Genomic DNA, 26,321 nt, shown 5'->3' with positions numbered 1-26,321 from the left:
GCCCGTCCGGCAGGTGGGCCCCTCACAGCTCCCCCACCGGCACCCGCCGGAACTCGATCGAGTCGTAGGGCCCGGCCACCCCGGTCTCGTACAGGATCCCGACCTTCGTGGCGCTCACCTGCACCAGGTCCGAGTACGCCGCCGGCAGTGCCGACAGGGTCTTCACCGTCACGAACGTCCCGCCCCCGTCCTCGCTCCGCCGGATCGCCATCGACCGGCGGGCGGTCGGCACGGAGGGCCCGGAGAAGAGCAGGGGCGCCCCGTTCCCCGTCAGTTGCAGCACGCTGCCCTGGACGACCGGGACGTCGTTCAGGGTGGGCTGGACGGCGTACGGGCGGTCCAGGGTCTGCGCGCCGTCGCCGGAGTACGTGTCCAGCCGGTTGCCGGCGCTCGTGCCGTTCTGGTCGCGGGCGCTGAAGTAGAGCCGTCCGTCGGGCAGTTCGGCGGCGGCGTTCTCGTTGGCGTTGTCGACGCCGTCGTAGGAGTCGTCGACGAAGCCGAGCCGCCAGGTGAGCCCGCCGTCGTCGCTGTAGATCGCGTGCGCGCCGTAGTACCTGGCCTCCCGCCCGGTGTCGGCCGAACCCTCGGGCGGCGCGGCGGAGTGGTTGGCGGGGACGACGAGGCGGCCGGCGTGCGGGCCCCGCGTGAGGGCCACCGCGTGGCCCGGGCCGGTCGCGTACCACCGCCAGTTCGCCGGCTTGACCTGCGCCGTGATGTCACGGGGCGCGGAGAAGTGCCGGCCGTCGTCGCGGCTCGTCTGGACGAAGACGCGGCGGCTCTGCTCGGGGGTCACCTCCCCGCGCATGATCTGCGCCTCGGTCACGGCACCGCCGTTGTAGGACGTGACCAGGACGATCCGGCCGGTCCTCGAATCCACCACCGGCGCGGGGTTGCCCCGGGTGTCGCCCCGGCCCGCCGCGACGACCGTCAGCGGGCCCCAGGCGCAGCCACCGTCGAAGGAGCGTCTGAGGACCACGTCGATGTTGCCGGTGTCGCCCGCGCCGCCTCGCCGTCCCTCCGCGAAGGCGAGGAGCGTGCCGGCCCTCGTCCTGAGCGTCGCCGGGATGCGGTAGGTGTCGTAGCCGTACTGGCCCGCGGTGTACGGCACGGAGGACGTGCAGCCGCGGGAGGGCGGCGGGGCGGCCGCGGCCGGGCCCGCCGTGCCGGTGACCGCGAGGGCGGTCACCAGCCCCACCGCGGCGGCGAGCAGGGTCGTACGGCTCCTGACGGACATGGCTCTCCCCGGGGGCGCGGCGGACATGGGACGTAGGATGTCCCGGGCAACGTAAGGCGTCCCGCGTGACACGACAAGAGCCGTACGGCACTGATGTTCTGAAGTGACGTCAGCCCTGGGCGGTACCGGGTGTGACCAGCCCCGACTCGTACGCCACGATCACCAGCTGGGCCCGGTCCCGGGCGCCCAGCTTGCCCATGATGCGGCTGACATGGGTCTTCGCGGTGAGCGGGCTGAGTCCCAACGACTCGGCGATCTCCGTGTTGTTGAGCCCGCGCGCGACCAGCGTGAGCACTTCGCGCTCCCGGCCGGAGAGGCACTCGGGGCCGACGGCCGCCGCCGGGGGCGGGACGGGGGTGCGCAGCAGGCGGGCGATCAGGCGGGCGGTGGGGCCCGGGGAGAGCAGGGCCTCGCCGGCGGCCACCGTACGGATGGCGTCGAGGAGTTCGGCCGGTTTCGTGTCCTTCACGAGGAAGCCGGAGGCGCCGGCGCGCAGCGCCTCCACGATGTACTCGTCGGTGTCGTACGTGGTGAGGACGAGGACCCTGACCCCGGCGAGGTCGTCGTCGGCGGCGATCAGCCGGGTCGCGTCGATGCCGTCCAGGTCGGGCATGCGCAGGTCCATGACGACGACGTCGGCCCGCTCGGACCTGGCCAGCCGCACGGCCTCCCGTCCCGTGCCCGCCTGCCCGACGACCTCCATGTCGGTGGCCGACTCGACGAGCATCGCGAAGGCGGCGCGGACGAGGGTCTGGTCGTCGGCGAGGAGTACCCGGACGGGCGTGGGCGGCACGGTCGGCGGGGTCATCGGACTCCTTCCGGGCGCAATGGCCCCGCTGTGCGGGCCGATGGGACATCGCCCCTGGTCAGCGGTAGTACGGCGAGCACCTCGAACCCCTCCTCCGGACCCGGCCCGGCGTCCAGTGTGCCGCCCACGCTCCGCGCCCGCTCCCGCATCCCGACCAGCCCGAAGCCGGGTGTGCCCCCGCCGGTGCCCGCGCCGTCGTCGGTGACGCTCACCCGCAGGGCGCCGTCCCGGTCGGCCACGCCCACCCGCACCGTGAGGTCCGCGCGGCCCCCGTGCCGCACCGCGTTGGTGAGCGCCTCCTGCACGATCCGGTAGGCGGCGGCGCCCACGGCGGGCGGGACACCGTCGGCCCGTACGGACAGCTCGACCTCGGCGCCGGCGGCCCGGGCGGCCCCGGCGAGGTCGGGCAGGCCGTCGAGGCCGGGCAGCGGTCCGTGCGCGCCGTACGGGGCCTGCCAGGAGTCGTCCGCCGTGTGCTCCCGCAGCACCTCCAGCGTCGTACGCAACTCGCCCCGCGCCGAACGGCACGTCTCCGCGATGTCGTCCAGCGCCTTAGCGACCGCCGCCCGGTCGAGGCGCTCGGGGTCGGCGGCGAGGACGTGCGCGGCCACGGAGGTCTGGACGCCGATCAGGGTGATGCTGTGCGCGAGCAGGTCGTGCAGGTCGCGCGCGATGCGGAGCCGTTCCTCGGCGACGCGGCGGCGGGCCTCCTCCTCGCGGGTGCGTTCGGCGCGTTCGGCGCGTTCGACGATCGAGGCGACGTACTGACGGTAGAAGCGGACGTCGACGCCGAAGAAGAGCATGGCGACGATCCAGCCGGAGATCCGCAGCAGTTCGACGGCCTGGTGGGTGTTGACGGTGAGCATCACGCTCACGGAGATGGCGAGGACGGTCATGCCGGTCAGGAGCGTGCGCAGCGGGCGGCCGGTGACGGCGACCGTGTAGAGCGCGACGTACGAGGCCGGGGTCGGCGCGGCGTGGTTGTTGTCGAGGGCGTGATAGGGCACGACCAGCGCCACCACCACGGCCAGGACGAGCATCGGGTGGCGCCGCCGCCACACCAGCGGCACCTGGGCGGCGAGCAGCAGCACCCAGCCGAGCGTGTCGGGCCGGCGGCCCTCGTCGGTGAACAGGGCGAGCGCCGTGCCGAGGACGGCGACCGCCACGGCCAGCAGCGCGTCGTTGCGGAGGGCGTGCGGGGCGGTCCGGGGGTCGCGGTTGACCGCCGCCATGATCCGCTCGCCCCGGCGGGGCCGCGCCGCTGTGGTGGTTGCCTGCACGGGTCCATCCTCCGCCAGGGGGGCGCCCCTCCGGCAGGGAGGGGCGCCCGGTGGCTCATAGAAATCCATGGAGATTCACAGGAGTTCATGCGGTGTCATGCGTGTTCATGAGGGTTCATACGGGTTCCGGCTGACGCTCGGGCCGCGGTGGATCGGGTTCTTTGGAGAGCCCGCCCGGCCACCACACCTTCCGGCCCAGCGCCACGCTCGCGCTGGTCACCAGATACGTACGGACGAGGAACGTGTCGAGCAGCACCCCGACCGCGATCACGAAGCCCAGCTCGACGAGCTGCACCAGCCCCATGTTCGTCAGCACGGCGAAGGTGGCGGCGAGGACGAGACCGGCCGAGGCGATGACACCCCCGGTGGTCCGCAGGGCGGTGAGCGCGGCCGCCGCGGGTTCCGCGCCCGCCGTGGACTCCTCCCGCATCCGGTGCATGAGGAAGATCCCGTAGTCGACGCCCAGCGCCACCAGGAACACGAAGGACAGCAGCCCGAGCCCCGGATCCGTGCCCTCGAAGCCGAACAGCGGCCCGAAGACCAGCCCGCCGATGCCGAGCGCCGCACCCCACACCGCGACCACGGCGCCGACCAGCAGCAGCGGCGCTACGAGGCCGCGCAGCAGCGCGACCAGGATCAGCAGCACGGAGGCGAGCACGATCGGTACGACGACCCCCCGGTCCCGGGCGTTGGTGTCCAACAGGTCGATCCGCTGGGCGCTGGGCCCGCCGACGTACGAGCCCGTCAGCGCGTGCCGCAGCCGCTCGATGGTCGCGGTCTCACCCGCCGACTGGGGCACGTCCTTCGCGATGACGGAGATCTCGGTCCAGCCGTCCCCCGTGCGCCCCTCCCGCACGCTGTCGACACCCCGCACGGTACGGATCCGCGCGAGCGTCCCGTCCGCGCGTCCGGCCGGTGTGATCACGGCGATCGGCTGGGTCGACCGCTCGGGGTAGGCCTCGGCGAGGGTCTCCATCGCCGCGATCGACTCGGGTTTGTCGACGAAGGTGTCCTGCTGCTTGATCGGACCGGGCAGGTTCAGCGCGCCCAGGGCGAGCGCGCCGAGCAGCACGGCACCGCCGGCGAGCACCGCCAGGGGCCGCCGCCCGGCGGAGGAGCCCATCGCGGCGAACAGTGACCGCCGCGCCTTCGGCTCACTCCCGTACGCGGGCACGAGCGGCCAGAACACCCGACGTCCGAGCAGCACGAGCACGGCGGGCAGCAGCGTCAGCATCGCGACGAGCGCGCACAGCACGCCGACCGTCCCCAGCGGCCCCATGTCCCGGTTGGAGTTGAGGTCGGCGGCGAGCAGGCACAGCAGCCCGGCGGCGACGGTTCCGGAGGAGGCGAGCACGGCGGGCCCGCAGCCGCGCAGGGCGGCGCGCATGGCCTCGTAGGGCCGCTCGAAGCGCCGCAGCTCCTCCCGGTAGCGGGAGACGAGCAGCAGCGCGTAGTCCGTCCCCGCGCCGAAGACGAGGATGGTCATGATGCCCTGGCTCTGCCCCGAGATCGTCGTCCCGAAGGCCTGGTGGAGCCCGTACGCGACGCCCATGGCCAGATAGTCGCCGACACCGGCCACGGCGAGCGGTACGAGCCACAGCACCGGGCTCCGGTAAATGAGAACGAGCAGCACGGCGACGACGGCGACGGTCGTGTAGAGCAGGGGCCCGCCGAGTGAGGCGTAGACCCCGGCGGCGTCGGTGGCGAGTGCGGCCGTCCCTCCGACTTCGACGCTCAGCCCGCCTTCACCGTGGGCGATGTGGCGTATGTCGTCGACGAGGGCGTCCCGCTCGTCCTCGTCGGCACCGGGCTCGTTGCTGGCGACCGGGTACATGAGGGTCGTACCGTCCGTCGACGGGACCCCGCGGGGTGTCCCGGTCAGCCGGTGCCGCCCGGCGATCTCGGTGACCTGCTCCCCCGCCACGGTCCGGTCGGCGGCGGTCAGCCCGCCCTCACGGTGATACACGAGCACCAGCTCGGTGGTCTCGCCGCCGGGCAACTGGTCCTGGATCCTGGCCACTTGGGTGGAGTCGGCGCTCGCGGGCAGATAGTCGACGACCCGGTCGTGCTGCACCTCGGCGAGCTTCGCCGCGAACGGTCCGACGGCGGCCAGCGCGGCCACCCACAGCCCGAGCACCAGCCAGGGCACGGCCCGCCGCCGTGAACGCGTCACACTCGTATTTCTGGCCCCCATGGACTGAACTCCCTCTGGACGGTGTCTGGACACACACCAGACTTCCGTCGCGGGAGGGGGGATTCCTCCGGCGCGAGGGCGAGTTGTCGCCTACTCCGGCGGGCGGCCCCCGGGCGGGCTTACTCCCCGGGGAGTACTCCGGCCGTAGGCGCTCGGCGCAGCGCGAGGGGGCCCCGGGACCGGGGAACCCGCGGTGCGGCGGAGGCGCGGGTCAGGAAGGCGTGCGCGCCGCCGCCAGCAACCGTGTCACGTCGTCCGAGCAGATCGTCAGCGCCGCGCCCACCGTGGCCAGCGCATCCCGCTCGGCCGGTGTGTAGGGGCCGTCCGCCAGGGCGATGCGGGCGCCCTGGAGCAGGATCGCCTCCCGGCCCGTGGCGGCGAGGTGCGGGGCGAGCGGGTCCAGGGCCTCGTGGAGCTCTATGGCCAGACCTGGGTCGCAGGGGCCGCCGAAGACGCGGCCCGTGTCGGCGGCGAGGGCCTCGACCAGCGCGCTGAGCTGGTCTTCCGTGCAGTCCTCGAAGCCCGCGGAGCGCACCGCGGACGCGGCCGTCTCCAGGGACGCGCGGGCACAGGTGCCGCCCGCGGCCAGCACGGCCAGCGCGACCGTGTGGACCGCCTCGCGCAGCATCGCGGAGAAGCGGACGGTGGTGGGGTGGTCGAGGACGTCGTTGCCGTAGTGGTGGCGGCAGGCCGCGCATTCGACGACGGGCCCGGTCTCACCGCGCGGCAGTACGGGGACGCCGACGAGCGTGAAGCGGCGGCGGCCGGTGAGCCGCTGGTAGTTGCGGTCACCCCCGCACCCCGGGCAGAAGAACTCGCCGTCACCGACGGGAGTCCAGGACGTCCGCGTGCCGAGGATCGACGTACGGATGCCAAGGATCTGTGGCACGCGGCCTCTCAGGACAACCCGGCCGTTTCGTCCCCGTCCTGGCAGCACGTCGCACCTCCGTAACGCCGCGGCAACATCGCCGCGTTGGCGTGATGTTAGCCACATTGTTGATGCGGAGTCAGTACCTCGGGCGAGACCCGTTCGTGACCGGGCCGGTGATTGGCCGGGATACGACACGGCCCCGCCCGCCGTAAAACGGCGGACGGGGCCGGAAAAGTGCCGGTCAGAGACGTCAGCGGGCGGCGCGGTTGACCGCGGAGACGACGGCCTTCAGCGACGCGCGTGTCGTATTCGCGTCGATGCCGATCCCCCACAGGACCTGCCCGTCGATCGCGCATTCGATGTAGGAGGCGGCCTGCGCGGAGGCGCCCTCGCTCATCGTGTGCTCGGTGTAGTCGAGCAGACGTACGTCGATGCCGACGGACTGCAGCGCGTCGAAGAACGCGGAGATCGGACCGTTGCCGCTGCCGGTCAGGACGGTGTCGACGCCGTCGACCGAGGCCTCGACCGTCAGCGTGTCCACGCCGTCCTTGTCCGTCGTGGTCTGGCCGGTCTTGACCTGGATACGGCCCCACGGGTTCCGCGGGTTCGGCAGGTACTCGTCCTGGAAGACCGCCCAGATGTCCTTCGGCGTGACCTCGCCGCCCTCGGCGTCCGTTTTCGTCTGGATGATCTTCGAGAACTCGATCTGCATCCGGCGCGGCAGGTCCAGCTTGTGGTCGTTCTTCAGGACGTACGCGATGCCGCCCTTGCCGGACTGCGAGTTGACGCGGATGACGGCCTCGTAGGAGCGGCCGACGTCCTTGGGGTCGATCGGCAGATACGGGACGGCCCATTCGATGTCGTCGACCGTGACGCCCTTGGCGGCCGCGTCGGCCTCCATCGCGTCGAAGCCCTTCTTGATGGCGTCCTGGTGGGAGCCGGAGAAGGAGGTGTAGACGAGGTCGCCGACGTACGGGTGGCGGGCGTGGACCTCCATCTGGTTGCAGTACTCGGCGGTGCGGCGGACCTCGTCGATGTTCGAGAAGTCGATCTGCGGGTCGACACCCTGCGAGAACAGGTTCATGCCCAGGGTGACCAGGTCGACGTTGCCGGTGCGCTCGCCCTGCCCGAACAGACAGCCCTCGATGCGGTCGGCGCCGGCCATCAGGGCCAGCTCGGCCGCCGCCACCGCCGTACCGCGGTCGTTGTGCGGGTGTACGGACAGGCAGACGTACTCGCGGCGGGACAGGTTGCGGCTCATCCACTCGAAGCGGTCCGCGTGCGTCGACGGCGTCGAGCGCTCGACGGTGGCAGGCAGGTTGAGGATGATCTCGCGGTCCGGTCCGGGCTGCCAGACGTCCATGACGGCCTCGCAGACCTCCAGGGCGAAGTCCAGCTCGGTGTCGGTGAAGATCTCGGGGCTGTACTGGTAGCCGAACGTGGTGCGCTCGTCCAGCAGCTTCTCCGCGTACTCCACGACCAGCCGGGTGCCGTCGACGGCGATCTGCTTGATCTGGTCCTTGGAGCCGCGGAAGACGACCCGCCGGAAGACGGGGGCCGTCGCGTTGTACAGGTGCACGGTGGCGCGCTTGGCGCCGACCAGGGACTCCACGGTCCGCTCGATCAGGTCCTCGCGGGCCTGGGTCAGTACGGAGATCGTGACGTCGTCGGGAATCGCGGTCTCGTCCTCGATGATCGACCGCACGAAGTCGAAGTCCGTCTGCCCGGAGGCGGGGAAACCGACCTCGATCTCCTTGTAGCCCATCTTCACCAGCAGGTCGAACATCTCGCGCTTGCGGGCGGGCGACATGGGGTCGATCAGGGCCTGGTTGCCGTCGCGCAGGTCGGTGGAGAGCCAGCGCGGAGCGACGGTGACCCGGTTGTCCGGCCACGTGCGGTCGGCGATGTCGACCTGCTCGTACGGGCGGTACTTGTGGATCGGCATGGACGTGGGCTGCTGGCGGTTCGCCATGATGCGTGGGCTCCTCGTGGTGTCCGGAAGGACGGCCGACGGCGCAACGCCAGACTCCGCGGGGAGGGGGTCGGCCTCTGCTTACAGGCCCTCGCCGCGGCAGCTAAGGAGGAGCAGCCCGAAACGCATGATGCTCCGCATGCTAGCCGAGCCGCGCCGGATGCGCGTGGCCCGTATCAGTATGCGGGACCGTGGCCAGGAATAGGACAAATAGTGCGCAATGCCACTTTCCGCACCGCCACGGAGGGCTCCCGCACCACCGCGGAGGCCCCGATACCACTCCCGGGCGGACTCCGGGGTTCCTTATCTCCGCATTTCACCAATCATGGTTGCGGGTGGTGACAGAGTCGTCACCCAGTGCAAGGGTGCCGGACATGACCACCAACGGGGGCTTCGAGCCCGTCTTCTGCACCATCGTCCCGCCGCACGTCCTCGACACGCTCGCCCAGCACGAGGACCCCGCGGTCGCCGAGCCCGCGCGCCGCACCCTGGAGCGCGACGCCCTCGAGCGCACCCACCGCCGGCTGACCACGGTCCTCGGCGCGCCCACCGTGGCCCCGCCCAGGGACGCGGCCGCGGACAAGCCGCAGCGCACGATCTACGACGCCAGGCACCACCAGGACCTGCCCGGCAAGAAGGTGCGCGGCGAGAACGACAAGCCCGGCAAGGACGCCACGGTCAACCGCGCGTTCGCCGGACTCGGCGCGACCTTCGAGCTCTATCTGAGCGCCTACACCCGCAACTCGATCAACGGCGAGGGCCTGCCGCTGACCGCGACCGTGCACTTCGACGAGAACTACAACAACGCCTTCTGGAACGGCGAGCAGATGGTGTTCGGCGACGGTGACGGGGAGATCTTCCTCGACTTCACCATCCCGGTCGACGTCATCGGGCACGAGCTGACCCATGGCGTCACGCAGTACACGGCGAACCTCACCTACTTCGGCCAGCCGGGCGCCCTCAACGAGTCCATGTCGGACGTCTTCGGCTCGCTGATCAAGCAGTACACGCTGGGCCAGACCGCCACCGAGGCCGACTGGCTGATCGGCGCCGGGCTGCTCGCGCCGCGCGTCACCGGCACGGCGCTGCGCTCGATGAAGGAGCCGGGCAGCGCGTACGACGACGACCTGCTCGGCAAGGACCCGCAGCCCGGGACGATGGACGGCTATGTGCGCACGGGCCGCGACAACGGCGGCGTGCACATCAACTCCGGCATCCCCAACCACGCCTTCTACCTGGTGGCCAACACGCTCGGCGGGCACGCCTGGGAGCGGGCCGGGCAGATCTGGTACGACGTGCTGACCGGCGGCGAGCTCCAGTCCCAGGCGAGCTTCGCGGACTTCGCCAAGCTGACGGTGGCGGCGGCGAAGGCGCGGTACGGGGACGGCGAGGAGCAGCAGGGGGTGCTGAAGGCGTGGGAGCAGGTCGGCGTGCCGACGTCGTAGCTCTTCGGGCCTGCGTCGTAGCTCTTCGGGCCGCCGCGTACTAGACAGGACCCATGCGTATCCAGGTGAAGCGTACGGGCGGGTTCGCGGGCATCGAGCGCCACGCCGAGGTGGACACCTCGGGGCGGGCCGACGCACCCGAGTGGCATGCCCTGGCCGAGCGGGCGGTCGCCGCGGGCCGGGGCACGCCCCCGATCGGAGTGCCGGACGGCTTCGGCTACGAGATCACCGTGGACGGGACAACGGTGTACGCCGCGGATCCCCGGCTGACCGAGGAGCAGCGGAAACTGGTCTCGCGGGTACTCAAGGAAGGGGCGTAACTCGCAGTTCACGCCGGGGCGTTGACTTACGTTACCGCCGGTACGGATGATCCGGCGCATGGCGACGAACCCGATATCTCAGTTCCCGGCCGGCTTCCTGTGGGGTGTCTCCACCTCGGCCCACCAGATCGAGGGAGCCGCGGACGAGCGCGAGCCCTCCGTGTGGGACGCCTTCACGGCCGAGCCGGGCCGGGTGAAGGACGGCTCGACGGCGGCGGTGGCCTGCGACCACTACCACCGCTACGCCGAGGACGTGGCGCTCCTCGCCGACCTGGGCGTGGACGCGTACCGCTTCTCCGTGTCCTGGCCCCGGGTGAACTCACCCGGCGGCCTCGACTTCTACGACCGCCTGGTCGACGAGCTGTGCGCGGCGGGCGTCCGCCCCGTGCCGACGCTCTTCCACTGGGATCTGCCCCTCGCGCTGGACTGGCTCGACCGGGACACGGCGGCGCGGTTCGCCGAGTACGCGGCACGCGTGGCCGAGCGCCTCGGCGACCGGGTGACGAAGTGGATCACCCTCAACGAGCCCGCCGAGCACACCCTGCTGGGCCACGCGCTCGGTGCGCACGCCCCCGGCAGGCAGTTGCTCTTCGACGCGCTGCCGGCGGCCCACCACCAGCTCCTCGCCCACGGTCTGGCGGTACGGGCGCTGCGCGCGGCCGGGGTCACCGACATCGGCATCGCGAACTCGCACGGACCGACCTGGCCGGCCTCCCAGGAGCCGGCGGACCTGGAGGCGGCGGCCTTCTACGACCTCCTCCTCAACCGCCTGTTCTCCGACCCGCTGCTGCTCGGCCGGTACCCGGAGGGGATCGGTGAGCTGATGCCCAAAGGCTCAGCAGGCATCGAGTCCGATCTGAAGGTCATCGCGGAGCCGATCGACTGGTACGGCATCAACTACTACGCGCCGACGAAGGTGGGCGCTCCCCAGGGCGCGGAGATCGAGTTCGGCGGGCTCACCCTTCCCGCGGAACTCCCTTTCTCCGTACGGGAGATCGAGGGTCACCCGGTGACGGACTTCGGCTGGCCGGTGGTGCCTCAGGCGCTGACGGAGTTGCTGACGGGCTTCCGTGAGCGGTTCGGCGACCGGCTCCCGCCGATCGTCATCACCGAGAACGGCTGCTCGTACGAGGGCATCGACGACCAGGAGCGGATCGCCTACCTCGACGGCCATGTGCGGGCGCTCCACCGCGCGGTGGAGGCGGGCGTCGACGTGCGCGGCTACTTCGTGTGGTCGCTGCTGGACAACTTCGAGTGGGCGGAGGGGTACGAGCGCCGCTTCGGGCTCGTACACGTCGACTACGACACCCTGGAGCGGACGCCGAAGGCCTCGTACGGCTGGCTGCGGGACGCGCTGCGGGCGCGGAGATGACCGCGGCCGAGCCCGTCACCTCCTCCGTGGAGGCCCTCGCCGAGCCCGTCGAGCGGGTCGGCCGTGGCTGGGCCTTCGCGCTCTCACTCGCCAACGGGGCGATCTGGGTGGGCTGGTACGGCCCGCTCCAGATCCTGCTCGCCTCCCAGGCCGAGGACTTCGCGCCCGGCACCGGCATGTCGAAGGAGACGATGCTGGCGTGGGTCACGGGCGCGGGCGCGGTGGTGTCGCTGGTCGCGAATCCGCTCTTCGGGGCGCTGTCGGACCGCACGACGGCGCGCCGGGGCCGCCGTACGCCGTGGATCGTGGCCGGGGCGGCGGGCGGTGCGCTGTCGCTGCTGCTGCTCGCGGGCGCGGGCGGGGTGTGGACGATGGCGGCGGGCTGGTGTCTGGTCCAGCTGACGCTGAACGCGGCGTTCGCCGCGGTCACGGCCGCCGTGCCCGACCGGGTGCCCAGACGGCAGCGCGGCGCGGTGGGCGGCTGGCTCGGGGCGGCGCAGATCCTCGGTGTGGTCGGGGGCACGGGGCTGGCGACGGTGGCGGGCGGGGTGGGCGCGGGGTATGCGGCGTGCGCGCTGTTCACGGCCGCCGGGGTCCTCCCGTACGTACTGAGGTACCGGGACCTGCGGCTGCCCCGTGCCGCGCGCCCGCCCTGGTCCTGGCGTGCCTTCGTGACCTCCTTCTGGCTGAGCCCGCGCCGCCACCCGGATCTGGGCTGGGCCTGGCTGACCCGCTTCCTGATCAACCTGAGCAACGCGCTCGTGCTCCTCTACCTCCTCTACTACCTGCGGGACCGCCTGCGGTACGACGACCCCGGACAGGGGGTGCTGATCCTGACGGCGGTGAACGGTGTGACCCTCCTGGCCACGGTCGTCGTCGGCGGGGTGTGGTCGGACCGCGTCGGCCGCCGCAAGCCCTTCGTGATCTGGTCGGGCGTCCTGATGGCGGTGGCGACGGCGGCCCTGGCGGCCTGGCAGACCTGGCCCGGCGCGGTCGTCGCGGCGGCGGTGCTCGGCGTGGGCTTCGGCGTCTTCGCCTCGGTCGACTTCGCGCTGATGACGGACGTCCTGCCGAAGGCCCTGGACCGCGGCAAGGACCTGGGCGTCATCAATGTGGCCAACGCCCTCCCCCAGGTGGCCGCCCCGGCCCTCGCCGCGCCGATCGTCACGTACCTCGGCGGCTACCGGGTCCTGTATCTGGTGGCGGCGGTGATCGGACTGGCGGGGGCCGTGCTGGTGGGGCGGATTCGCGGGGTCGACTGAATTCAGGTGCCGTGGCGGCGAGTTACCTGTTGGATGGCCGCGATGACTACTCAGAACCAGCCCCTCGACCTGCTCGAGGGCTACTACGACTCCGTGCCCCGCGCAGCCGGCCGGGCCGAGGACTTCGGACCGCTCACCCTCTTCGTACGGGAGACGGCGGGCTGGCCGTACTACGCGCGGCCGACCCTGGACTGGACGGGCCCCGCGGCCACCGCGAAGGACGTCGAGCGGGTCCGGGAGCGGCAGCGGGAACTGGGCGTGCCCGAGGCGTTCGAGTGGGTGGCGGAGGTGTCGCCGGGACTGCGGGAGGCGGTCGCGGCGACGGGGCTGCGGGTGCACGCGCACCCGCTGATGGTCCTGACCGAGGACCTGCCGCTGCCCGAACCGCATCCGCTCGTCCGCGTCCTGGGCCCCGAGGACCCTTTCCTGGCAAGCGCGTTGGCCGTCCCGCACGTGGCCTTCGCGGCCCCCGGCACCGCGGTGGGCGAGGCCGGGCTCGCCGAACTGGCCGCGGCGATCACCGACCGCGCCGGTGAGGTCCCGGGCGCCGCGGACCGTATCCGCGCGGGGCGCACGGTACTGGCCGCGGCCGTCGAGGACGGTGTCGCGCTCTGCTCCGGGATGCATCTGCCGGTCGGCCGGGTGAGCGAGATCGCGGGCGTCGGCACGCTGCCCTCGGCGCGACGGCGCGGGCTCGGCCTCGCGGTCACCGCAGCCCTGGTGGCCGACGCGCGGGCGGCCGGCGTGGACACGCTGTTCCTGTCCGCCGGGGACGAGGACGTGGCCCGTATGTACGGCCGGCTGGGATTCACCCGGGTGGCCACGGCCCTCATCGCGGAGCCCGAGGAGCCTGCGGAGCCCGAGGAGCCCGCGGGGCCCGCCGAGTAGCGGCTACGGGCCACCCGCGTCGAGGTCGTCGACGCGGGTGGCCTCCGAGCGGAAGACGCAGCCCCTCAGAACCCCAGCTTCCGCAACTGCCGAGGGTCCCGCTGCCAGTCCTTCGCCACCTTGACGTGGAGGTCCAAGAAGACCGGCGTGCCGAGGAGCGCCTCGATCTGTTTGCGGGACTTGATGCCGACCTCTTTCAGGCGCTTGCCCTTGGGGCCGATGATGATGCCCTTCTGGCTCGGGCGCTCGATGTAGACGAAGGCGTGGATGTCCAGGAGCGGCTTGTCCGCGGGGCGGTCCTCGCGCGGGATCATCTCCTCGACCACCACCGCGATGGAGTGCGGCAGCTCGTCGCGCACGCCCTCCAGGGCGGCTTCCCGGATCAGCTCGGCCACCATGACCTGCTCGGGCTCGTCGGTCAGGTCGCCCTCGGGGTAGAGCGCGGGCCCCTCCGGCAGCAGCGGGACGATCAGGTCGGCGAGCAGGTCCACCTGCTTGTCACCGACCGCCGACACCGGGATGATCTCCGCCCACTCGAAGCCCAGCTCCTGGCCGAGCTGGTCGATCGCGATGAGCTGTTCCGCCAGCGTCTTGCCGTCCACCAGGTCGGTCTTCGTGACGATCGCGATCTTCGGCGTCTTCTTGATCGACGCCAGCTCCTTCGCGATGAAACGGTCGCCGGGGCCCAGCTTCTCGTTCGCGGGCAGACAGAAGCCGATGACGTCGACCTCGGCCCAGGTGGTGCGCACGATGTCGTTCAGCCGCTCACCGAGCAGCGTGCGCGGCTTGTGCAGTCCAGGCGTGTCCACCAGGATCAGCTGCGCGTCGGGCCGGTGCACGATGCCTCGCACCGTGTGCCGCGTGGTCTGCGGCTGGTTGGCGGTGATCGCCACCTTCTGGCCGACCAGAGCATTCGTGAGGGTGGACTTGCCCGCGTTGGGGCGGCCCACGAAGCAGGCGAAGCCGGCGCGGTGGTCCCCCACTGCCTTAGTGGCGTGGGAGGTGCCCCCACCCTCGGACGGCTCGGATGACTGGGTACGAACGCTCATGGCGCCCATTGTCCCTGATCGTCGAGCGCCCGCCGCACGCCGTGCGTTCCGGAGGCGCACGGTGAGGGGACGGAAACGCCCACGCAACACGAAACACGCCGGAAACGCGTACGTGCCCGACCCGAAACGCGCGCCGGTGACGCTCTGACGACGCCCCGACACCGTTGGAGAGACCGTGACCCTGGCCGCCGCCCGGATCGACACCGGCGACACCGCATGGCTGCTCGCCGCCACCGCGCTCGTTCTCCTGATGACCCCCGGCCTGGCCCTGTTCTACGGCGGCATGGTCCGCACGAAGAGCGTCCTCAACATGCTGATGATGAGCTTCGTGTCGATCGCCCTGGTCACGGTCGTGTGGCTGGCCGCCGGCTACTCGCTCGCGTTCGGCGACGACCTCGCGGGCGGACTCATCGGCGGCCTGGACCACGCCGGCCTGGCGGACCTCGGTCCCGCCGACGTCCACGGCACGGTCCCCACCCTCCTCTTCGCCACCTTCCAGCTCACCTTCGCGATCATCACCGCCGCCCTCATCAGCGGCGCCATCGCGGACCGGGCGAAATTCGCGGCCTGGCTGGTCTTCGTCCCCCTCTGGGCGCTGCTCGTATACGTTCCCGTCGCCCACTGGGTGTGGGGCCCCGGCGGCTGGATCCTCGACCGCCTCGGCGCCCTCGATTTCGCGGGCGGACTCCCCGTCGAGATCACGTCGGGCGCCTCGGGCCTGGCCCTGTGCCTGGTCCTCGGGCCGCGCCTCGGCTTCAAGAAGGACGCCATGCGCCCGCACAACCTGCCGATGGTGATGCTGGGCGCCGGTCTGCTGTGGTTCGGCTGGTTCGGCTTCAACGCGGGTTCGGCGCTCGGCGCCAACGGACTGGCCGCCGCGGCCTTCCTCAACACGCTCGCCGCCGGCTGCACCGGCCTGCTCGGCTGGCTCTTCGTGGAGCAGAAGCGCGACGGCCACCCGACCACGCTGGGCGCCGCCTCCGGCGCGGTCGCGGGCCTGGTCGCCATCACCCCGTCCTGCGGCGCGGTCTCCCTGCTCGGCGCGCTGGTCGTGGGGCTCGCCGCCGGTGTCGTCTGCTCGTACGCCGTGGGCTGGAAGTTCAAGCTGAACTACGACGACTCGCTGGACGTCGTCGGCGTCCACCTGGTCGGCGGGATCATCGGCACCCTGCTGATCGGGGTCTTCGCGGCCAAGGAGATGACGGGCGGCACCGAGGGCCTGCTCTACGGCGGCGGGCTCGGACAGCTCGGCAAGCAGCTGGTGGCGGTCGTGGCCGTGGGGGCGTACGCCTTCGCCGTCACCTACGGCCTCGGGAAGCTGATCGACAAGGTCATGGGCCTGCGGGCGGCCGAGGACGACGAGCACCAGGGCCTGGACCTTACGGTGCACGCCGAGACCGCTTACGATCACGGGATTCTGGGGCACGGCGCCCCAAGCTCCGCGTCCGTCGTCCCCACCGCGCAGAAGGTCAAGAGCCAGGCATGAAGCTCATCACCGCGATCGTCAAGCCGTACCGCCTCGACGAGGTCAAGACGGCCCTCCAGGAACTCGGCGTGCACGGCCTGACCGTGACCGAGGCGAGCGGGTACGGGCGCCAGCGCGGCCACACCGAGGTGTACCGCGGCGCCGAGTACCGGGTCGACCTCGTCCCCAAGGTCCGTATCGAGGTCGTCGTCGAGGACGCGGACTCGGACGCGGTCATCGACGCGATCGTGAAGGCCGCGCAGACGGGGAAGATCGGGGACGGGAAGGTGTGGTCGGTTCCGGTGGAGACGGTGGTACGGGTCCGGACGGGCGAGCGCGGCCCCGACGCGCTCTGATCACCAGCGCCGCCCCCACGGCCGCCGTCAGCAGGAGCACCACCGCCGCCGGCCACGGCAGCGCGAAGAACGAGACGCTCGCCGACTCCCGCGTGTGCGGGGCGCTGGCCGTCAAGGTCACGTCGCCCCAGTCGAGTTGAGGGGATCCGCGCCACGGCTCGGTCAGCCGCACCCGCTGTCCCGGCAGCAGCTCGGCGGGGATCCTCGTCAGGCCGCGCGACAGGAGCGTACGGCCGAACAGGCCCTTCGCCGTCAGCCGCACCTTGGGGCCGAGGGTGACGTTGCCGGTGTTGCGGAGGGTGTACGAGATCGTCGCCGTGCCGGCTCCGGTGCCGGGGATCAGCGGCTGATGGTGGCTGAAGCGGACGTTCTCGACGGCGACGGCGGGGACGGTCGGGCCGTTCACCCGCAGATAGACGCGTGCGCCCACCGCCCGCCGCACCCCGACCGCGACCGAGCCGTCGCCCCGGTCGACGCGTTCGTCCAGGGCGACCAACGCGCCCGGGTGGTCGCCCGGTTCGGCCCGCTCCGGTACGCGCAGTGTGAACGGCACGGTGACCGTGTCGTGCGGTGGGACGGTCACCCGGGAGCGCGCGGGCTTCGCCCAGGCCCCCACCCCCCGCTGCCGCTCCGACCTCGTGCGCACCGCGAAGCCGCCGTCACGCGCGGTGTTGTAGGCGTCGGCCGCGTACAGCCGGAAGGTCAGCGGCTTCCCGGTCTTGTTGGCGACCTCGACCTTGTCCTTGATGGTGGTGCCGGGGTCGGCGGAGAGGTAGAAGTACGGGCGCGAGGCGAGCTGCGTCGCGACGGGGAAGACGGACCAGCTGCCGTTGTCGGCGGCGTACGAGGGCGTGGCGAGGCCGGCGGCGAGCAGGGCGGTCAGGAGGAGGACGTACGGCTTGCGCAGCATGGGTGCGGGCCCCCGGAGGCAGACGTCGACGACATGGTGGGCGGGCGGGTGCGCGCCCGGCCCACCTAGTGCCGTGGCAGGCAATGTTTGCCCGCGACGGGGCGAACGTTGCCTGTCACGGCACTAGGGGACGGGCCGGTTCAGGTGAGCGTGAGTGTCAGCACACCGGAGTACGAACCGGCCGGGGTGAACGCCGGCACGTTCAGCGAGAGCCGGGCGTCGACGGTGAACTCACCGCCGGTGACCGTGCCGTTGGGAGCGGACGCCAGAGTCGCTCCGGCGCTGCCCACGGAACCGGGCGAACCGGCCGCGCAGGTGCTCGGGCTGCCCGCCTTGGTGAGGCACACCGGGGTCCAGCCCAGCTTGGCCGCGTCGATCTTCGCCCCGCCGGGTCCGGTGAAGTCGGTGACCTTGCCGGTCAGGGACCAGCCCGCCGCGCCGCCGCGGAAGTCCTTGACGGTCACCGTCTGCAGCGAGCCGCGCGAGAAGCCGCCCTTGCCGAAGTCGACCGCCGCGAGGTCGACGGTGTCACCGGCCTGCGACATGGACAGGGTGCCCGCCGTGACCTTGGTGTTGATCTTCTGGCTGCCGGCCGGGACCGGCGTGTCGTCGATGACGACGTACGCGGCCGGGCCCGCGCCCTTGGTGTCGCTCCAGGCACTGCCCTCGTACGCCACGACACCGGTCGTCGCCTTGTCGTTCACGACGAGCGAGCCACTGACGGCGCCCTGCGCGTTGGCGGTGACGGTCGCCGTGTCCGCGGTCTGGGCCGTCCCCGCCCGCCCGGCGAGGGTGACGGTCGCGCCCGCGGTGAAGTTGCTGCCGGTGACGGTGACGCCGTCCCCCGGCTTCCCGGAGGCCGAACCGAGCGTGATGGCACGGTTGTTGACCGGCGTGGTGTCGGCGGCGGTGATCGTCTGGGAGACGGGCGCGGGCGGGCTGATGACCGTGCAGGGGGTGTCCAGCTCCAGGATGTAGCTGGTGTGGATGTTGTAGTCGCCGGGCGCGAGCGTGATCGCGCCGGGTGAGGTGACCGTGAAGGTGCCGGTCATGCTGAACGACGGGAAGGCACCCTTGCCCGGCACGGGATCGTTCTTCTTGGGTCCCGTGACCGTGACGGCGCCGGTCTGCGCGCCGCCCAGGGTGACCTTGCCGGTGGGCGTCATGATGTCGGCCGGGAGAGCCAGGTCGGTGGGGTTGCTCGCGGCGGGCGTGACCACCGTGTAGGTCACGGTGACCGTGTCGCCCACCTTGGGCGCGGTGTTGTCGACGTCGATCTTCGCGGCGGTCGTGCCGTCGATCGGCGGGATGCCCGCGATCGCGGGCGGTATGCAGTGCGTGGCGAAGTCCACCTGCTGTGAGACGGCACCGGCCGGGCAGGCCAGCGCCCCTCCCCCGGCGAGCGCGAGCGCGGTCGCTCCGAGCACCGCCGCCCAGCGGTGTCTTCGGGTTCTGGCAGCCATGTTGCCCCCTTTTGGGAGATGCGGGCGCAGCGGCTCTTTCTGCGCCGACAGGGGGTCATTGATGTGCAGGTTGTGTGAATAGTCAATGGACCCGCCGCACACCGACTGATGGGCCATCAGGTTCTGTCAATGTCACGTATGTCGCCAACTTGGCTTGCCCGCAGGCAAGTTGAAGGAACCGGTGCCGCGACGTGCGCGGGCGGCACCGGTCCGTACGTGCGGGCTTGGTTACCGCGGTGGCCTACTCGTACACGAACGGCCCGGGTGACTGGAGCCCCTGCGCCGTACACGTGATGGTGACGAACCCGAAGATCACCATCTTGAGGGAGCCGCCGTACGCCTGAAGGCTGTCGCCGGCGGCCACGGTGCCGCTGAGCGGGCCGACCGTGACGCCGGCACCGGCGGCGACGGCCGGGTTCTTGGTGCCGGTGAAGGCCGTGGTGCCGCCGCTCGCCTTCACCAGGGTGAGCGTGGACGTGATCGAGTCCTGGGAGAGCGCCAGTGGAGAGGTGATCTCGGAGGAGGAGAGGGTGATGGTGGCGGCGGTGCCGCTCTGGGTGGCCGTGAGGGTGGCCTCACCACCGCCGTAGGTGCCGCAGTCCGCGACGATCGTGGCCGTCTGGGGAGTGACGGCCTGAGCGGTGGGCGCGAAGGCGAGGCCGGCCACCGCCAAGGTGCCCGCGGCCAGCGCCACGCCTGTCCCGAGTCGCTTGCTTCTCATCGGATTCCCTTCCCTGATACGGGAATTGCCATGTGGGGGGACGGACCTGGGGCCCGCCGTGGACCGCGCACACGAACGCGTCGCCGGGGCACGGTGACGGGTGCGGGGAGAGGTGTACGCGGACCGCCCGCGAGCGGGGTGCGGCACGCCACGCGGCGGCGAATCTGACGGTCCGTCGGAATTGACGATTCCATTGAGGCGCCGGGGGCGTGGGATTGCAAGAGATGCCGACGGATTCTTCCAGGGGTTGGAAAAAGTGGCCGAAGAACGCTGTCGGTGACGCGGGAAGGGTTACGTCCCTGGGGGCTGCCGCCCCCAGACCCCCGCTTCGGCCCCGGGGATGGGACGGGCTGGGGCGGCGAGGGCTGGGGGCAAGGGCGGAATCAGCCCGCCGTCACCGTGACCCGCACGGCCCCGTCCGGACCGGCCACCAGCACCGGCGTCCCGGGGCCGCCCAGATCACGTACCGCCGCCCGGTCCTCCGCGGACGCCTCGGCGGATTCCGTCACCACCGCCGCCGCCTCCAGGGACTTCGCCCCGGACGCCACGGCCATCGCGACAGCGGTCTGGAGCGCGCTCAGCTTCAGCGAGTCGAGGGCCACGGTTCCGGCCACATACGTACGGCCCGTCTCGTCCCGTACGGCCGCCCCCTCGGGCACACCGTTGCGGGCCCGCGCCGAGCGGGCCAGGGTGACGATCTTGCGGTCCTCGGGGTCAAGCGCGCTGCTTTCGGTCATGCCCCGAGCATACGAAGAACCGGTGCGGCGAGAGCGAGCGGCTACCCGGCGACGGGGTACATCGTCCCGCGCCGCCCCTCCGGCGACGCCAGCCACTCCAGCTTCGCCGCGGTGTTCGCCTCCGGCAGCGGTGTGTGCAGCACTACCGTCAGATCGGGCCGCGCCGGCACCTTCATCGCCGTCGACTCCACGCACAGCAGGCCCACCACCGGGTGCTCCAGCTCCTTGCGGATCAGCCCGGCGTCCTGGATGTCCCGCTCGTCCCACAGCGCGGCGAACTCCTCACTCGCCGCCTTCGCCTGCGCCAGCACCTGCTGGAACCCCTCGTCGTCGGGGCAGGCGGAGCACGTCGCGCGGAACTGGGCGACCACCGTGCGCGCGTTCCGCTCCCAGCTGTGGGAACGCCCCCGGTAGAGCTGGTCGGTGAAGAAGTCGATGAGGCAGTTCTGCGTGTTCTCGGGCCGCATGCCGAGCACCACACCGGCCGCGTCGTTGTACATCACGCAGTTGTAGTAGATGTCCATGATGTGCGCCGGATACGGCATCCACGTGTCGATCAGCCGCCGCAGCCCCTCGCAGTCGTCCCTGCTCGCGGGCTCGGGCGCCGGCGGGTTCAGGCCGGCGAGGACGTACAGATGGCGTCGCTCGGCGTTGCTGAGCCGCAGCACGCGGGCGACGGCGTCCAGGACCTGCGGGGAGACGGAGATGTCCCGCCCCTGCTCCAGCCACTGGTACCAGGAGGCACCCACGCCGGCGAGCACGGCGACCTCCTCACGGCGCAGCCCGGGGGTGCGGCGCCGCGCGCCGCCGTCCGGCAGACCGGCCTCCACGGGTGTGACCCGGGCCCGGCGGCTCATCAGGAACTCGCGCAGTTCCCGCAGCCGATGGGTCTTGAGCGCGTCCTCGGCCACGTACGCATCCCCCTTGCGATGTGCGCGCGTTGCGCGTGCGATGTGTGTGCTGTCTCTCGGCGGTGCCTGGCGGTGTGCTGGTGGCACGTGTGGGGTGCCTGGTGGCGCCTGACGGTGCCTGGTGGTGCCTGGTGGTGCCTGGTGGTGCCAGCACCACCATAAGTTCTGACTCCCCACGGATATTCCGATCGCCCGAAGCTCTTGCCATGGCGATCGACACCACCTCATCCGCTCCCGTCCACGAACCGCAACCCCCTCTCGACACCCGGCTGTCGACCCGCGACAAGCTCGTGCTCTTCGTCCTGTGCGCGGCGCAGTTCATGGTCGCGCTCGACTTCTCCGTACTCAACGTCGCCCTGCCCGTCCTCGGCAGGGACCTGGGCATGAGCCAGTCCGCGCTCCAGTGGGCGGTCACCGCGTTCGCGCTGCCCTCCGGCGGCTTCCTGCTCCTCTTCGGCCGCATCGGCGACCTCTACGGCCGTCGCAGGCTGTTCCTGACCGGCCTGGCCCTCTTCGGCACGGCCTCGCTCCTTGCGACCTTCGCCTGGGACCCGGCGTCGTTCCTGGCGGGCCGCGCCCTCCAGGGCCTCGGCGCGGCGGCGATCGTGCCGACCGGCATGTCGCTGCTGACCACGACGTTCCCGGAGGGCCCCGCCCGCGACCGCGCCCTCGGCATCTCCGGCACGCTGCTGTCGCTCGGCTTCACGGTCGGCATGGTCGCGGGCGGCGTACTGACGGACGCGTTCGGCTGGCGTTCCACCATGGGGCTGCTCACCCTCTTCGCGCTGATCGTGCTGCCGCTGGCGCCCGGGCTGCTGCCCGAGTCCCGCACCCCGGACCGCCCGCGGCTGGACATCCCCGGCGCGGTCACCGTCACCGGCGGACTGCTGTCCCTGATCTACGCCCTGTCGACGGCCGCCGAACGCGGCTTCGGCGGCACCGACGTCATCGCGACGCTGGTCGCGGGCGTACTCCTGCTGGCGGCCTTCGTGACCGTCGAGTCCCACGCCGAGGCACCCCTCGTCTCGCTGCCCATGCTGCGCCGCCGCACGGTGGCCTGGGGCAACCTGGGCGGTCTGATCACCTTCTCGATGATGTCGACGGTGGTCTTCGTCCTGACCCTGTACCTCCAGGAGACCCTGGGCCTCTCGGCCTTCGAGACGGGCCTGGTCTTCGGGGTCCAGGGCGTGCTGTCGGCGGTGGCGGGGGCGAACGCCTCCAAGGTCATCGGCCGGCTCGGCGCCCGCCGTACGCTGGTGGTCTCCCTGGCCGGACAGGGCGCGTTCGTGGCCACGCTGGTGGCTCTCGGCGACGGCGGCTGGTCCGTGTGGCTCGCCACCGCCGCGGTGTCCCTGGCCAGCATGTGCCACCTGGGCGCGATCATCTCGTACGGCCTGACGGTCACCTCGGGCGTGCCCGACGACGAACAGGGCCTGGCCACCGGCCTGGTGACGTCGACCCAGCAGGTCGGCATCACCATCGGCATCCCGCTCCTGGGCGTCCTGGCCACCACGTCCTCGGACCTGCTCGCCGGGGTGCACACGGTGCTGGCCCTGGACGCCGTGATCGTCCTGGCGGCGGCGGTACTGATCGCGGTGGGACTGGGCCGGCGGCCCGCGACGGCCCCGGGCGCGGCCTCAGGGGCGGTCGAGGCGGAGGCGGTCGGCTCTCGGTAGGCCCGCGACCACCAGGTCGTACGAGTCCTCGACGAGCTCCCGGACCAGACGGTCCGGGAGCTCGCCGTCCACCGTGACGGTGTTCCAGTGCCGCTTGTTCATGTGGTAGCCGGGGATGATCAGTCCCTCGTACTCGCTCCGCAGCCGCACCGCGTCATCCGGGTCGCACTTCAGATTGACCGTCAGGGGCCGCGCGTCCAGGCGGGTCAGCGCGAAGAGCTTGCCCTGCACCTTGAAGACCGAGGTCTCCGGGGTGAAGGGGAAGTCCTCGACGGTCGCGTTGAAGGACAGGCAGAACGCGCGCAGTTCCTGCGGGGTCATTCCTCCTTCGCCCCCTCCGCCGAGGGTCCGGCCGGGTCGATCGGCTCCACGAGGACCGTCACGATCTTGTTCCGGCGGCCCGCCGACGTCTCCGCGGTCAGGCGGAGTTCACGGCCGTCGGGCAGTTCGACGACCGAGGAGGCACCGGCGATCGGGACCCGCCCGAGCGCCTTGGCGAGCAGTCCACCGACCGTCTCCACGTCCTCGTCGTCGTAGGCCTCGATGCCGTACAGCTCGCCGAGGTCGCCGATGTCGAGGCGGGCGGTGACCCGGTGGCGGTCGTCGCCCAGGTCCTCGACGGGCGGCAGCTCCCGGTCGTACTCGTCGGTGATCTCGCCGACGATCTCCTCCAGGATGTCCTCGATGGTGACGATCCCGGCCGTGCCACCGTACTCGTCGATGACGACCGCGACGTGGTTGCGCTCCTGCTGCATCTCGCGCAGCAGATCGCCCGCGTTCTTGGTGTCGGGCACGAAGGTGGCCGGGCGCATCGCGGTGGACACCAGCTCGGACTCGGCGTCCCGGCTGATGTGCGTCTTGCGGACCAGGTCCTTCAGGTACACCATCCCGACGATGTCGTCCTCGCTCTCGCCCGTGACCGGGATGCGGGAGAACCCGGAGCGCAGGGCCAGGGTCAGCGCCTGGCGGATGGTCTTGTAGCGCTCGATGACCACCAGGTCCGTCCTCGGCACCATGACCTCGCGCACGAGCGTGTCGCCCAGCTCGAAGACCGAGTGCACCATGCGGCGCTCCTCGTCCTCGATGAGGGACTCCTTCTCGGCGAGGTCGACCATCGCACGCAGCTCGGCCTCGGAGGCGAAGGGGCCGCGCCGGAAGCCCTTGCCGGGGGTGAGCGCGTTGCCGATGAGGATGAGCAGGGGCGGGATCGGGCCCATGATCCGGGCCAGCGGGAGCAGCACGTACGCGGCTGCCGTCGCCGTGTTCAGCGGGTGCTGGCGGCCGATGGTGCGCGGGGAGACGCCGACGGCCACGTACGACACGAGGACCATGACGCCGATGGCGACCGCCAGCGCCTGCCAGGTCCGGTCGAACTCCTTCAGGCAGGCGTAGGTGACGAGCGCGGCGGCCGCCATCTCGCACGCCACGCGCACCAGCAGGGCGACATTGAGATAGCGGGTGGGGTCGGCGGCGATCTGCGCGAGCTTCGCGCTGCCGCGCCGCCCGGACCGTACGGCCTCCTCGGCGCGGAAGCTGGAGACGCGCGCGAGGCCCGCCTCCGCGCAGGCGGCGAGCCAGGCGACGACCACGAGGGCGATGGCGCCGATGACGAGCTGGGGGCTCATGACACGGTCGGGGCCGGGGACGGGCCGGTCAGGCCCTTCTCCGCGCGCCAGCCGTCCACGATGGCGGCCTGGAGGCCGAACATCTCGGCCTTCTCGTCCGGCTCCTCGTGGTCGTAACCGAGCAGGTGCAGCACTCCGTGGACGGCCAGGAGCTGGAGCTCCTCGTCCATGGAGTGCTGCGTGGGTGCTTCCTTGCCCTGCCGCTCGGCGACCTCGGGGCAGAGCACGATGTCGCCGAGCAGGCCCTGCGGGGGCTCGTCGTCGTCCTTCATGGGCGGGCGCAGCTCGTCCATCGGGAAGGACATGACATCCGTCGGGCCCGGCAGGTCCATCCACTGGATGTGCAGCTGCTCCATGGCGTCCGCGTCCACGACGATCACCGAGAGCTCGGAGAGCGGGTGGATGCGCATCCGCGCGAGCGCGTAGCGGGCGATGTCGAGGATCGCCTGCTCGTCGACCTCGGTTCCGGATTCGTTGTTGACGTCGATCGACATGGTGCTGGCTTGTCTCCTGCTGCTAAATGTCACAACCCCTTGTGTCCGGCTTTGCCACGGGGCTTGTGGGAGCCGTTCTCGGAGCCGTTCTCGCTGTCGTACTTCTCGTACGCGTCGACGATACGGCCGACCAGCTTGTGCCGGACGACATCGTGCGACGTGAGACGCGAGAAGTGCACGTCGTCGACGCCCTCCAGGATCTCCTGGACCTGCCGCAGACCCGACTTCGTCCCGCTGGGGAGGTCGACCTGCGTCACGTCACCCGTGATCACGATCTTCGAGTCGAAGCCGAGACGGGTGAGGAACATCTTCATCTGCTCGGCGCTCGTGTTCTGCGCCTCGTCCAGGATGATGAAGGCGTCATTGAGAGTACGTCCGCGCATGTAGGCGAGCGGCGCCACCTCGATCGTCCCCGCCGCCATCAGGCGGGGGATCGAGTCCGGGTCGAGCATGTCGTGCAGCGCGTCGTACAGCGGGCGGAGGTAGGGGTCGATCTTCTCGTAGAGCGTGCCGGGCAGGAAGCCGAGCCGCTCTCCCGCCTCCACCGCCGGGCGGGTCAGGATGATGCGGTTGACCTGCTTGGACTGAAGGGCCTGGACCGCCTTGGCCATGGCCAGGTAGGTCTTGCCGGTGCCCGCGGGGCCGATGCCGAAGACGATCGTGTGCTTGTCGATGGCGTCGACGTACCGCTTCTGGTTGAGCGTCTTGGGGCGAATGGTGCGGCCGCGCGAGGACAGGATGTTCTGCGTGAGCACCTCGGCCGGAGTCTCCTGGCCGTCGCCCTCCCCGTTCTCGCTCGCCCTGAGCATGGCGATCGAGCGTTCCACTGCGTCCTCCGTCATCGGCTGCCCCGTGCGGAGCACCAGCATCATCTCGTCGAACAGGCGCTGGACGAGGGCGACTTCACCGGCGTCGCCGACCGCACTGATCTCATTGCCCCGGACGTGGATGTCGGCCGCCGGGAAGGCCTTCTCGATCACGCGCAGGAGGGCGTCGCCGGATCCCAGCACGGTGACCATGGGGTGCTTCGCGGGGACCGTGAAGTGCGCTCGTGCCTGCCCCTGCGCGGGGGTCTGAGCTGTGGGTGTCTGAGTCATGGGCCGGCTCTTGAGGCCTGCGGTTCCTCCTCGTCACGGCCGCGTAGCTGTGAGCGGCCTCGCGTTCCAAGAGTACGACGCGGGAGTGACAGTGCCGTAGGAGTTTTCGGTATGGGCGGGCGCAGGGCATTTCCCCCGGGCCGGTGTGGACAGGCGCGGGGCTTCTCACTC

23 protein-coding genes and 1 pseudogene are annotated in these 26,321 nt (G+C 71.4%); 8 read left to right on the top strand and 16 right to left on the bottom strand.

The annotated features are described in order from the left end of the window. Positions 1–22: 22 nt before the first annotated feature. From GTY58_RS29275 to leuA, 6 genes are all read right to left on the bottom strand, one after another. The gene (locus GTY58_RS29275; protein WP_010987008.1) at positions 23–1,234 is read right to left on the bottom strand and encodes a sialidase family protein; all 1,212 of its coding nucleotides are present in this window, start codon (positions 1,232–1,234) and stop codon (positions 23–25) included. 109 nt (positions 1,235–1,343) lie between these two features. Continuing rightward, complete coding sequence (locus GTY58_RS29270; protein ID WP_037645460.1) at positions 1,344–2,042, bottom strand: response regulator transcription factor; 699 nt, start codon at positions 2,040–2,042, stop codon at positions 1,344–1,346. Next, entirely contained in the window at positions 2,039–3,322 is a 1,284-nt protein-coding gene (locus GTY58_RS29265) for a histidine kinase (RefSeq protein ID WP_037645458.1), read from the bottom strand. The genes GTY58_RS29270 and GTY58_RS29265 overlap by 4 nt, the downstream gene beginning before the upstream one ends. Positions 3,323–3,437: 115 nt before the next feature. Beyond that, entirely contained in the window at positions 3,438–5,516 is a 2,079-nt protein-coding gene (locus GTY58_RS29260) for an MMPL family transporter (RefSeq protein ID WP_010987005.1), read from the bottom strand. A 211-nt stretch (positions 5,517–5,727) separates the two neighbouring features. Continuing rightward, on the bottom strand, positions 5,728–6,453 hold the full coding sequence (locus GTY58_RS29255; protein ID WP_010987004.1) for a TerB family tellurite resistance protein: 726 nt from the start codon (positions 6,451–6,453) through the stop codon (positions 5,728–5,730). A 184-nt stretch (positions 6,454–6,637) separates the two neighbouring features. After that, a complete protein-coding gene (gene leuA / locus GTY58_RS29250; protein ID WP_037645454.1) occupies positions 6,638–8,359 on the bottom strand; it encodes a 2-isopropylmalate synthase in 1,722 nt (573 codons plus the stop codon). A 374-nt stretch (positions 8,360–8,733) separates the two neighbouring features. On the opposite strand from leuA, the gene GTY58_RS29240 reads away from it, so the two are divergent. From GTY58_RS29240 to GTY58_RS29220, 5 genes are read left to right on the top strand one after another with little or no spacing between them, the layout of a single operon-like run. Then, positions 8,734–9,804 (top strand): M4 family metallopeptidase, encoded by a 1,071-nt coding sequence (locus GTY58_RS29240; protein ID WP_010987002.1) that lies wholly within the window; start codon positions 8,734–8,736, stop codon positions 9,802–9,804. Positions 9,805–9,857: 53 nt separating this feature from the next. Beyond that, complete coding sequence (locus GTY58_RS29235; RefSeq protein WP_010987001.1) at positions 9,858–10,124, top strand: protealysin inhibitor emfourin; 267 nt, start codon at positions 9,858–9,860, stop codon at positions 10,122–10,124. A gap of 58 nt (positions 10,125–10,182) precedes the next feature. Next, positions 10,183–11,496: a GH1 family beta-glucosidase gene (locus tag GTY58_RS29230; RefSeq protein ID WP_037645446.1), complete on the top strand. Its 1,314-nt coding sequence runs from the start codon at positions 10,183–10,185 to the stop codon at positions 11,494–11,496. Next, entirely contained in the window at positions 11,493–12,758 is a 1,266-nt protein-coding gene (locus tag GTY58_RS29225) for an MFS transporter (RefSeq protein WP_010986999.1), read from the top strand. The genes GTY58_RS29230 and GTY58_RS29225 overlap by 4 nt, the downstream gene beginning before the upstream one ends. A 42-nt stretch (positions 12,759–12,800) precedes the next feature. After that, positions 12,801–13,646, top strand: coding sequence for a GNAT family N-acetyltransferase (locus tag GTY58_RS29220; RefSeq protein WP_010986998.1), 846 nt, complete (start codon positions 12,801–12,803; stop codon positions 13,644–13,646). Positions 13,647–13,711: 65 nt separating this feature from the next. On the opposite strand, the gene era is transcribed toward GTY58_RS29220, so the two are convergent. Next, positions 13,712–14,704 carry a GTPase Era gene (gene era / locus GTY58_RS29215; RefSeq protein WP_010986997.1) on the bottom strand — a complete coding sequence of 331 codons (993 nt, stop codon included), beginning with the start codon at positions 14,702–14,704 and terminating at the stop codon, positions 13,712–13,714. Between the two features lie 166 nt (positions 14,705–14,870). On the opposite strand from era, the gene GTY58_RS29210 reads away from it, so the two are divergent. Together GTY58_RS29210 and GTY58_RS29205 are read left to right on the top strand one after the other, a co-directional pair. Continuing rightward, positions 14,871–16,181: an ammonium transporter gene (locus GTY58_RS29210; protein ID WP_010986996.1), complete on the top strand. Its 1,311-nt coding sequence runs from the start codon at positions 14,871–14,873 to the stop codon at positions 16,179–16,181. Further along, the gene (locus GTY58_RS29205) at positions 16,178–16,516 is read left to right on the top strand and encodes a P-II family nitrogen regulator (protein ID WP_010986995.1); all 339 of its coding nucleotides are present in this window, start codon (positions 16,178–16,180) and stop codon (positions 16,514–16,516) included. The genes GTY58_RS29210 and GTY58_RS29205 overlap by 4 nt, the downstream gene beginning before the upstream one ends. Here GTY58_RS29205 and GTY58_RS29200 read toward each other — a convergent pair. The 5 genes and pseudogenes from GTY58_RS29200 to GTY58_RS29180 form a co-directional block, all read right to left on the bottom strand. Then, a pseudogene (locus GTY58_RS29200) lies at positions 16,413–17,423 on the bottom strand (DUF916 domain-containing protein); the annotation flags it as partial. The gene GTY58_RS29205 and the pseudogene GTY58_RS29200 overlap by 104 nt on opposite strands. Before the next feature lie 143 nt (positions 17,424–17,566). Further along, positions 17,567–18,889, bottom strand: a complete 1,323-nt coding sequence (locus GTY58_RS29195) for a beta-xylosidase (protein WP_010986993.1) — start codon at positions 18,887–18,889, stop codon at positions 17,567–17,569. A gap of 241 nt (positions 18,890–19,130) precedes the next feature. Continuing rightward, positions 19,131–19,610 (bottom strand): hypothetical protein, encoded by a 480-nt coding sequence (locus GTY58_RS29190; protein WP_010986992.1) that lies wholly within the window; start codon positions 19,608–19,610, stop codon positions 19,131–19,133. Positions 19,611–19,993: 383 nt separating this feature from the next. Then, positions 19,994–20,347, bottom strand: coding sequence for a cytidine deaminase (locus GTY58_RS29185; protein WP_010986991.1), 354 nt, complete (start codon positions 20,345–20,347; stop codon positions 19,994–19,996). Between the two features lie 41 nt (positions 20,348–20,388). After that, on the bottom strand, positions 20,389–21,258 hold the full coding sequence (locus GTY58_RS29180) for a helix-turn-helix transcriptional regulator (protein ID WP_010986990.1): 870 nt from the start codon (positions 21,256–21,258) through the stop codon (positions 20,389–20,391). 206 nt (positions 21,259–21,464) lie between these two features. Between GTY58_RS29180 and GTY58_RS29175 the strand changes: the two genes are divergently transcribed. Beyond that, positions 21,465–22,934 carry an MFS transporter gene (locus GTY58_RS29175; RefSeq protein ID WP_010986989.1) on the top strand — a complete coding sequence of 490 codons (1,470 nt, stop codon included), beginning with the start codon at positions 21,465–21,467 and terminating at the stop codon, positions 22,932–22,934. Here GTY58_RS29175 and GTY58_RS29170 read toward each other — a convergent pair. The 4 genes from GTY58_RS29170 to GTY58_RS29155 are packed head-to-tail and all read right to left on the bottom strand — an operon-like array spanning position 22,896 to position 26,150. Then, positions 22,896–23,255: an MmcQ/YjbR family DNA-binding protein gene (locus GTY58_RS29170; RefSeq protein WP_010986988.1), complete on the bottom strand. Its 360-nt coding sequence runs from the start codon at positions 23,253–23,255 to the stop codon at positions 22,896–22,898. The genes GTY58_RS29175 and GTY58_RS29170 overlap by 39 nt on opposite strands. Further along, the gene (locus GTY58_RS29165) at positions 23,252–24,559 is read right to left on the bottom strand and encodes a hemolysin family protein (RefSeq protein WP_010986987.1); all 1,308 of its coding nucleotides are present in this window, start codon (positions 24,557–24,559) and stop codon (positions 23,252–23,254) included. The genes GTY58_RS29170 and GTY58_RS29165 overlap by 4 nt, the downstream gene beginning before the upstream one ends. Further along, positions 24,556–25,053, bottom strand: a complete 498-nt coding sequence (gene ybeY, locus GTY58_RS29160) for an rRNA maturation RNase YbeY (RefSeq protein WP_010986986.1) — start codon at positions 25,051–25,053, stop codon at positions 24,556–24,558. The genes GTY58_RS29165 and ybeY overlap by 4 nt, the downstream gene beginning before the upstream one ends. Before the next feature lie 29 nt (positions 25,054–25,082). Further along, the gene (locus tag GTY58_RS29155; RefSeq protein ID WP_010986985.1) at positions 25,083–26,150 is read right to left on the bottom strand and encodes a PhoH family protein; all 1,068 of its coding nucleotides are present in this window, start codon (positions 26,148–26,150) and stop codon (positions 25,083–25,085) included. Between the last annotated feature and the right edge of the window lie 171 nt (positions 26,151–26,321).

The sequence above is a fragment of the Streptomyces sp. SID5469 genome, assembly GCF_009862865.1.
GTDB classification, from domain to species: domain Bacteria; phylum Actinomycetota; class Actinomycetes; order Streptomycetales; family Streptomycetaceae; genus Streptomyces; species Streptomyces avermitilis.
Note: the sequence above shows the minus strand (reverse complement) of the source record. Positions and strands in the feature narration are given on the sequence as shown.

Coding starts and splice junctions, on each gene's coding strand:
- GTY58_RS29275 (WP_010987008.1), bottom strand. CDS start 1,234: ATGTCCGTCAGGAGCCGTACGACCCTGCTCGCCGCCGCGGTGGGGCTG.
- GTY58_RS29270 (WP_037645460.1), bottom strand. CDS start 2,042: ATGACCCCGCCGACCGTGCCGCCCACGCCCGTCCGGGTACTCCTCGCC.
- GTY58_RS29260 (WP_010987005.1), bottom strand. CDS start 5,516: ATGGGGGCCAGAAATACGAGTGTGACGCGTTCACGGCGGCGGGCCGTG.
- leuA (WP_037645454.1), bottom strand. CDS start 8,359: ATGGCGAACCGCCAGCAGCCCACGTCCATGCCGATCCACAAGTACCGC.
- GTY58_RS29240 (WP_010987002.1), top strand. CDS start 8,734: ATGACCACCAACGGGGGCTTCGAGCCCGTCTTCTGCACCATCGTCCCG.
- GTY58_RS29235 (WP_010987001.1), top strand. CDS start 9,858: ATGCGTATCCAGGTGAAGCGTACGGGCGGGTTCGCGGGCATCGAGCGC.
- GTY58_RS29230 (WP_037645446.1), top strand. CDS start 10,183: ATGGCGACGAACCCGATATCTCAGTTCCCGGCCGGCTTCCTGTGGGGT.
- GTY58_RS29225 (WP_010986999.1), top strand. CDS start 11,493: ATGACCGCGGCCGAGCCCGTCACCTCCTCCGTGGAGGCCCTCGCCGAG.
- GTY58_RS29220 (WP_010986998.1), top strand. CDS start 12,801: ATGACTACTCAGAACCAGCCCCTCGACCTGCTCGAGGGCTACTACGAC.
- era (WP_010986997.1), bottom strand. CDS start 14,704: ATGGGCGCCATGAGCGTTCGTACCCAGTCATCCGAGCCGTCCGAGGGT.
- GTY58_RS29205 (WP_010986995.1), top strand. CDS start 16,178: ATGAAGCTCATCACCGCGATCGTCAAGCCGTACCGCCTCGACGAGGTC.
- GTY58_RS29195 (WP_010986993.1), bottom strand. CDS start 18,889: ATGGCTGCCAGAACCCGAAGACACCGCTGGGCGGCGGTGCTCGGAGCG.
- GTY58_RS29190 (WP_010986992.1), bottom strand. CDS start 19,610: ATGAGAAGCAAGCGACTCGGGACAGGCGTGGCGCTGGCCGCGGGCACC.
- GTY58_RS29185 (WP_010986991.1), bottom strand. CDS start 20,347: ATGACCGAAAGCAGCGCGCTTGACCCCGAGGACCGCAAGATCGTCACC.
- GTY58_RS29175 (WP_010986989.1), top strand. CDS start 21,465: ATGGCGATCGACACCACCTCATCCGCTCCCGTCCACGAACCGCAACCC.
- GTY58_RS29170 (WP_010986988.1), bottom strand. CDS start 23,255: ATGACCCCGCAGGAACTGCGCGCGTTCTGCCTGTCCTTCAACGCGACC.
- GTY58_RS29165 (WP_010986987.1), bottom strand. CDS start 24,559: ATGAGCCCCCAGCTCGTCATCGGCGCCATCGCCCTCGTGGTCGTCGCC.
- ybeY (WP_010986986.1), bottom strand. CDS start 25,053: ATGTCGATCGACGTCAACAACGAATCCGGAACCGAGGTCGACGAGCAG.
- GTY58_RS29155 (WP_010986985.1), bottom strand. CDS start 26,150: ATGACTCAGACACCCACAGCTCAGACCCCCGCGCAGGGGCAGGCACGA.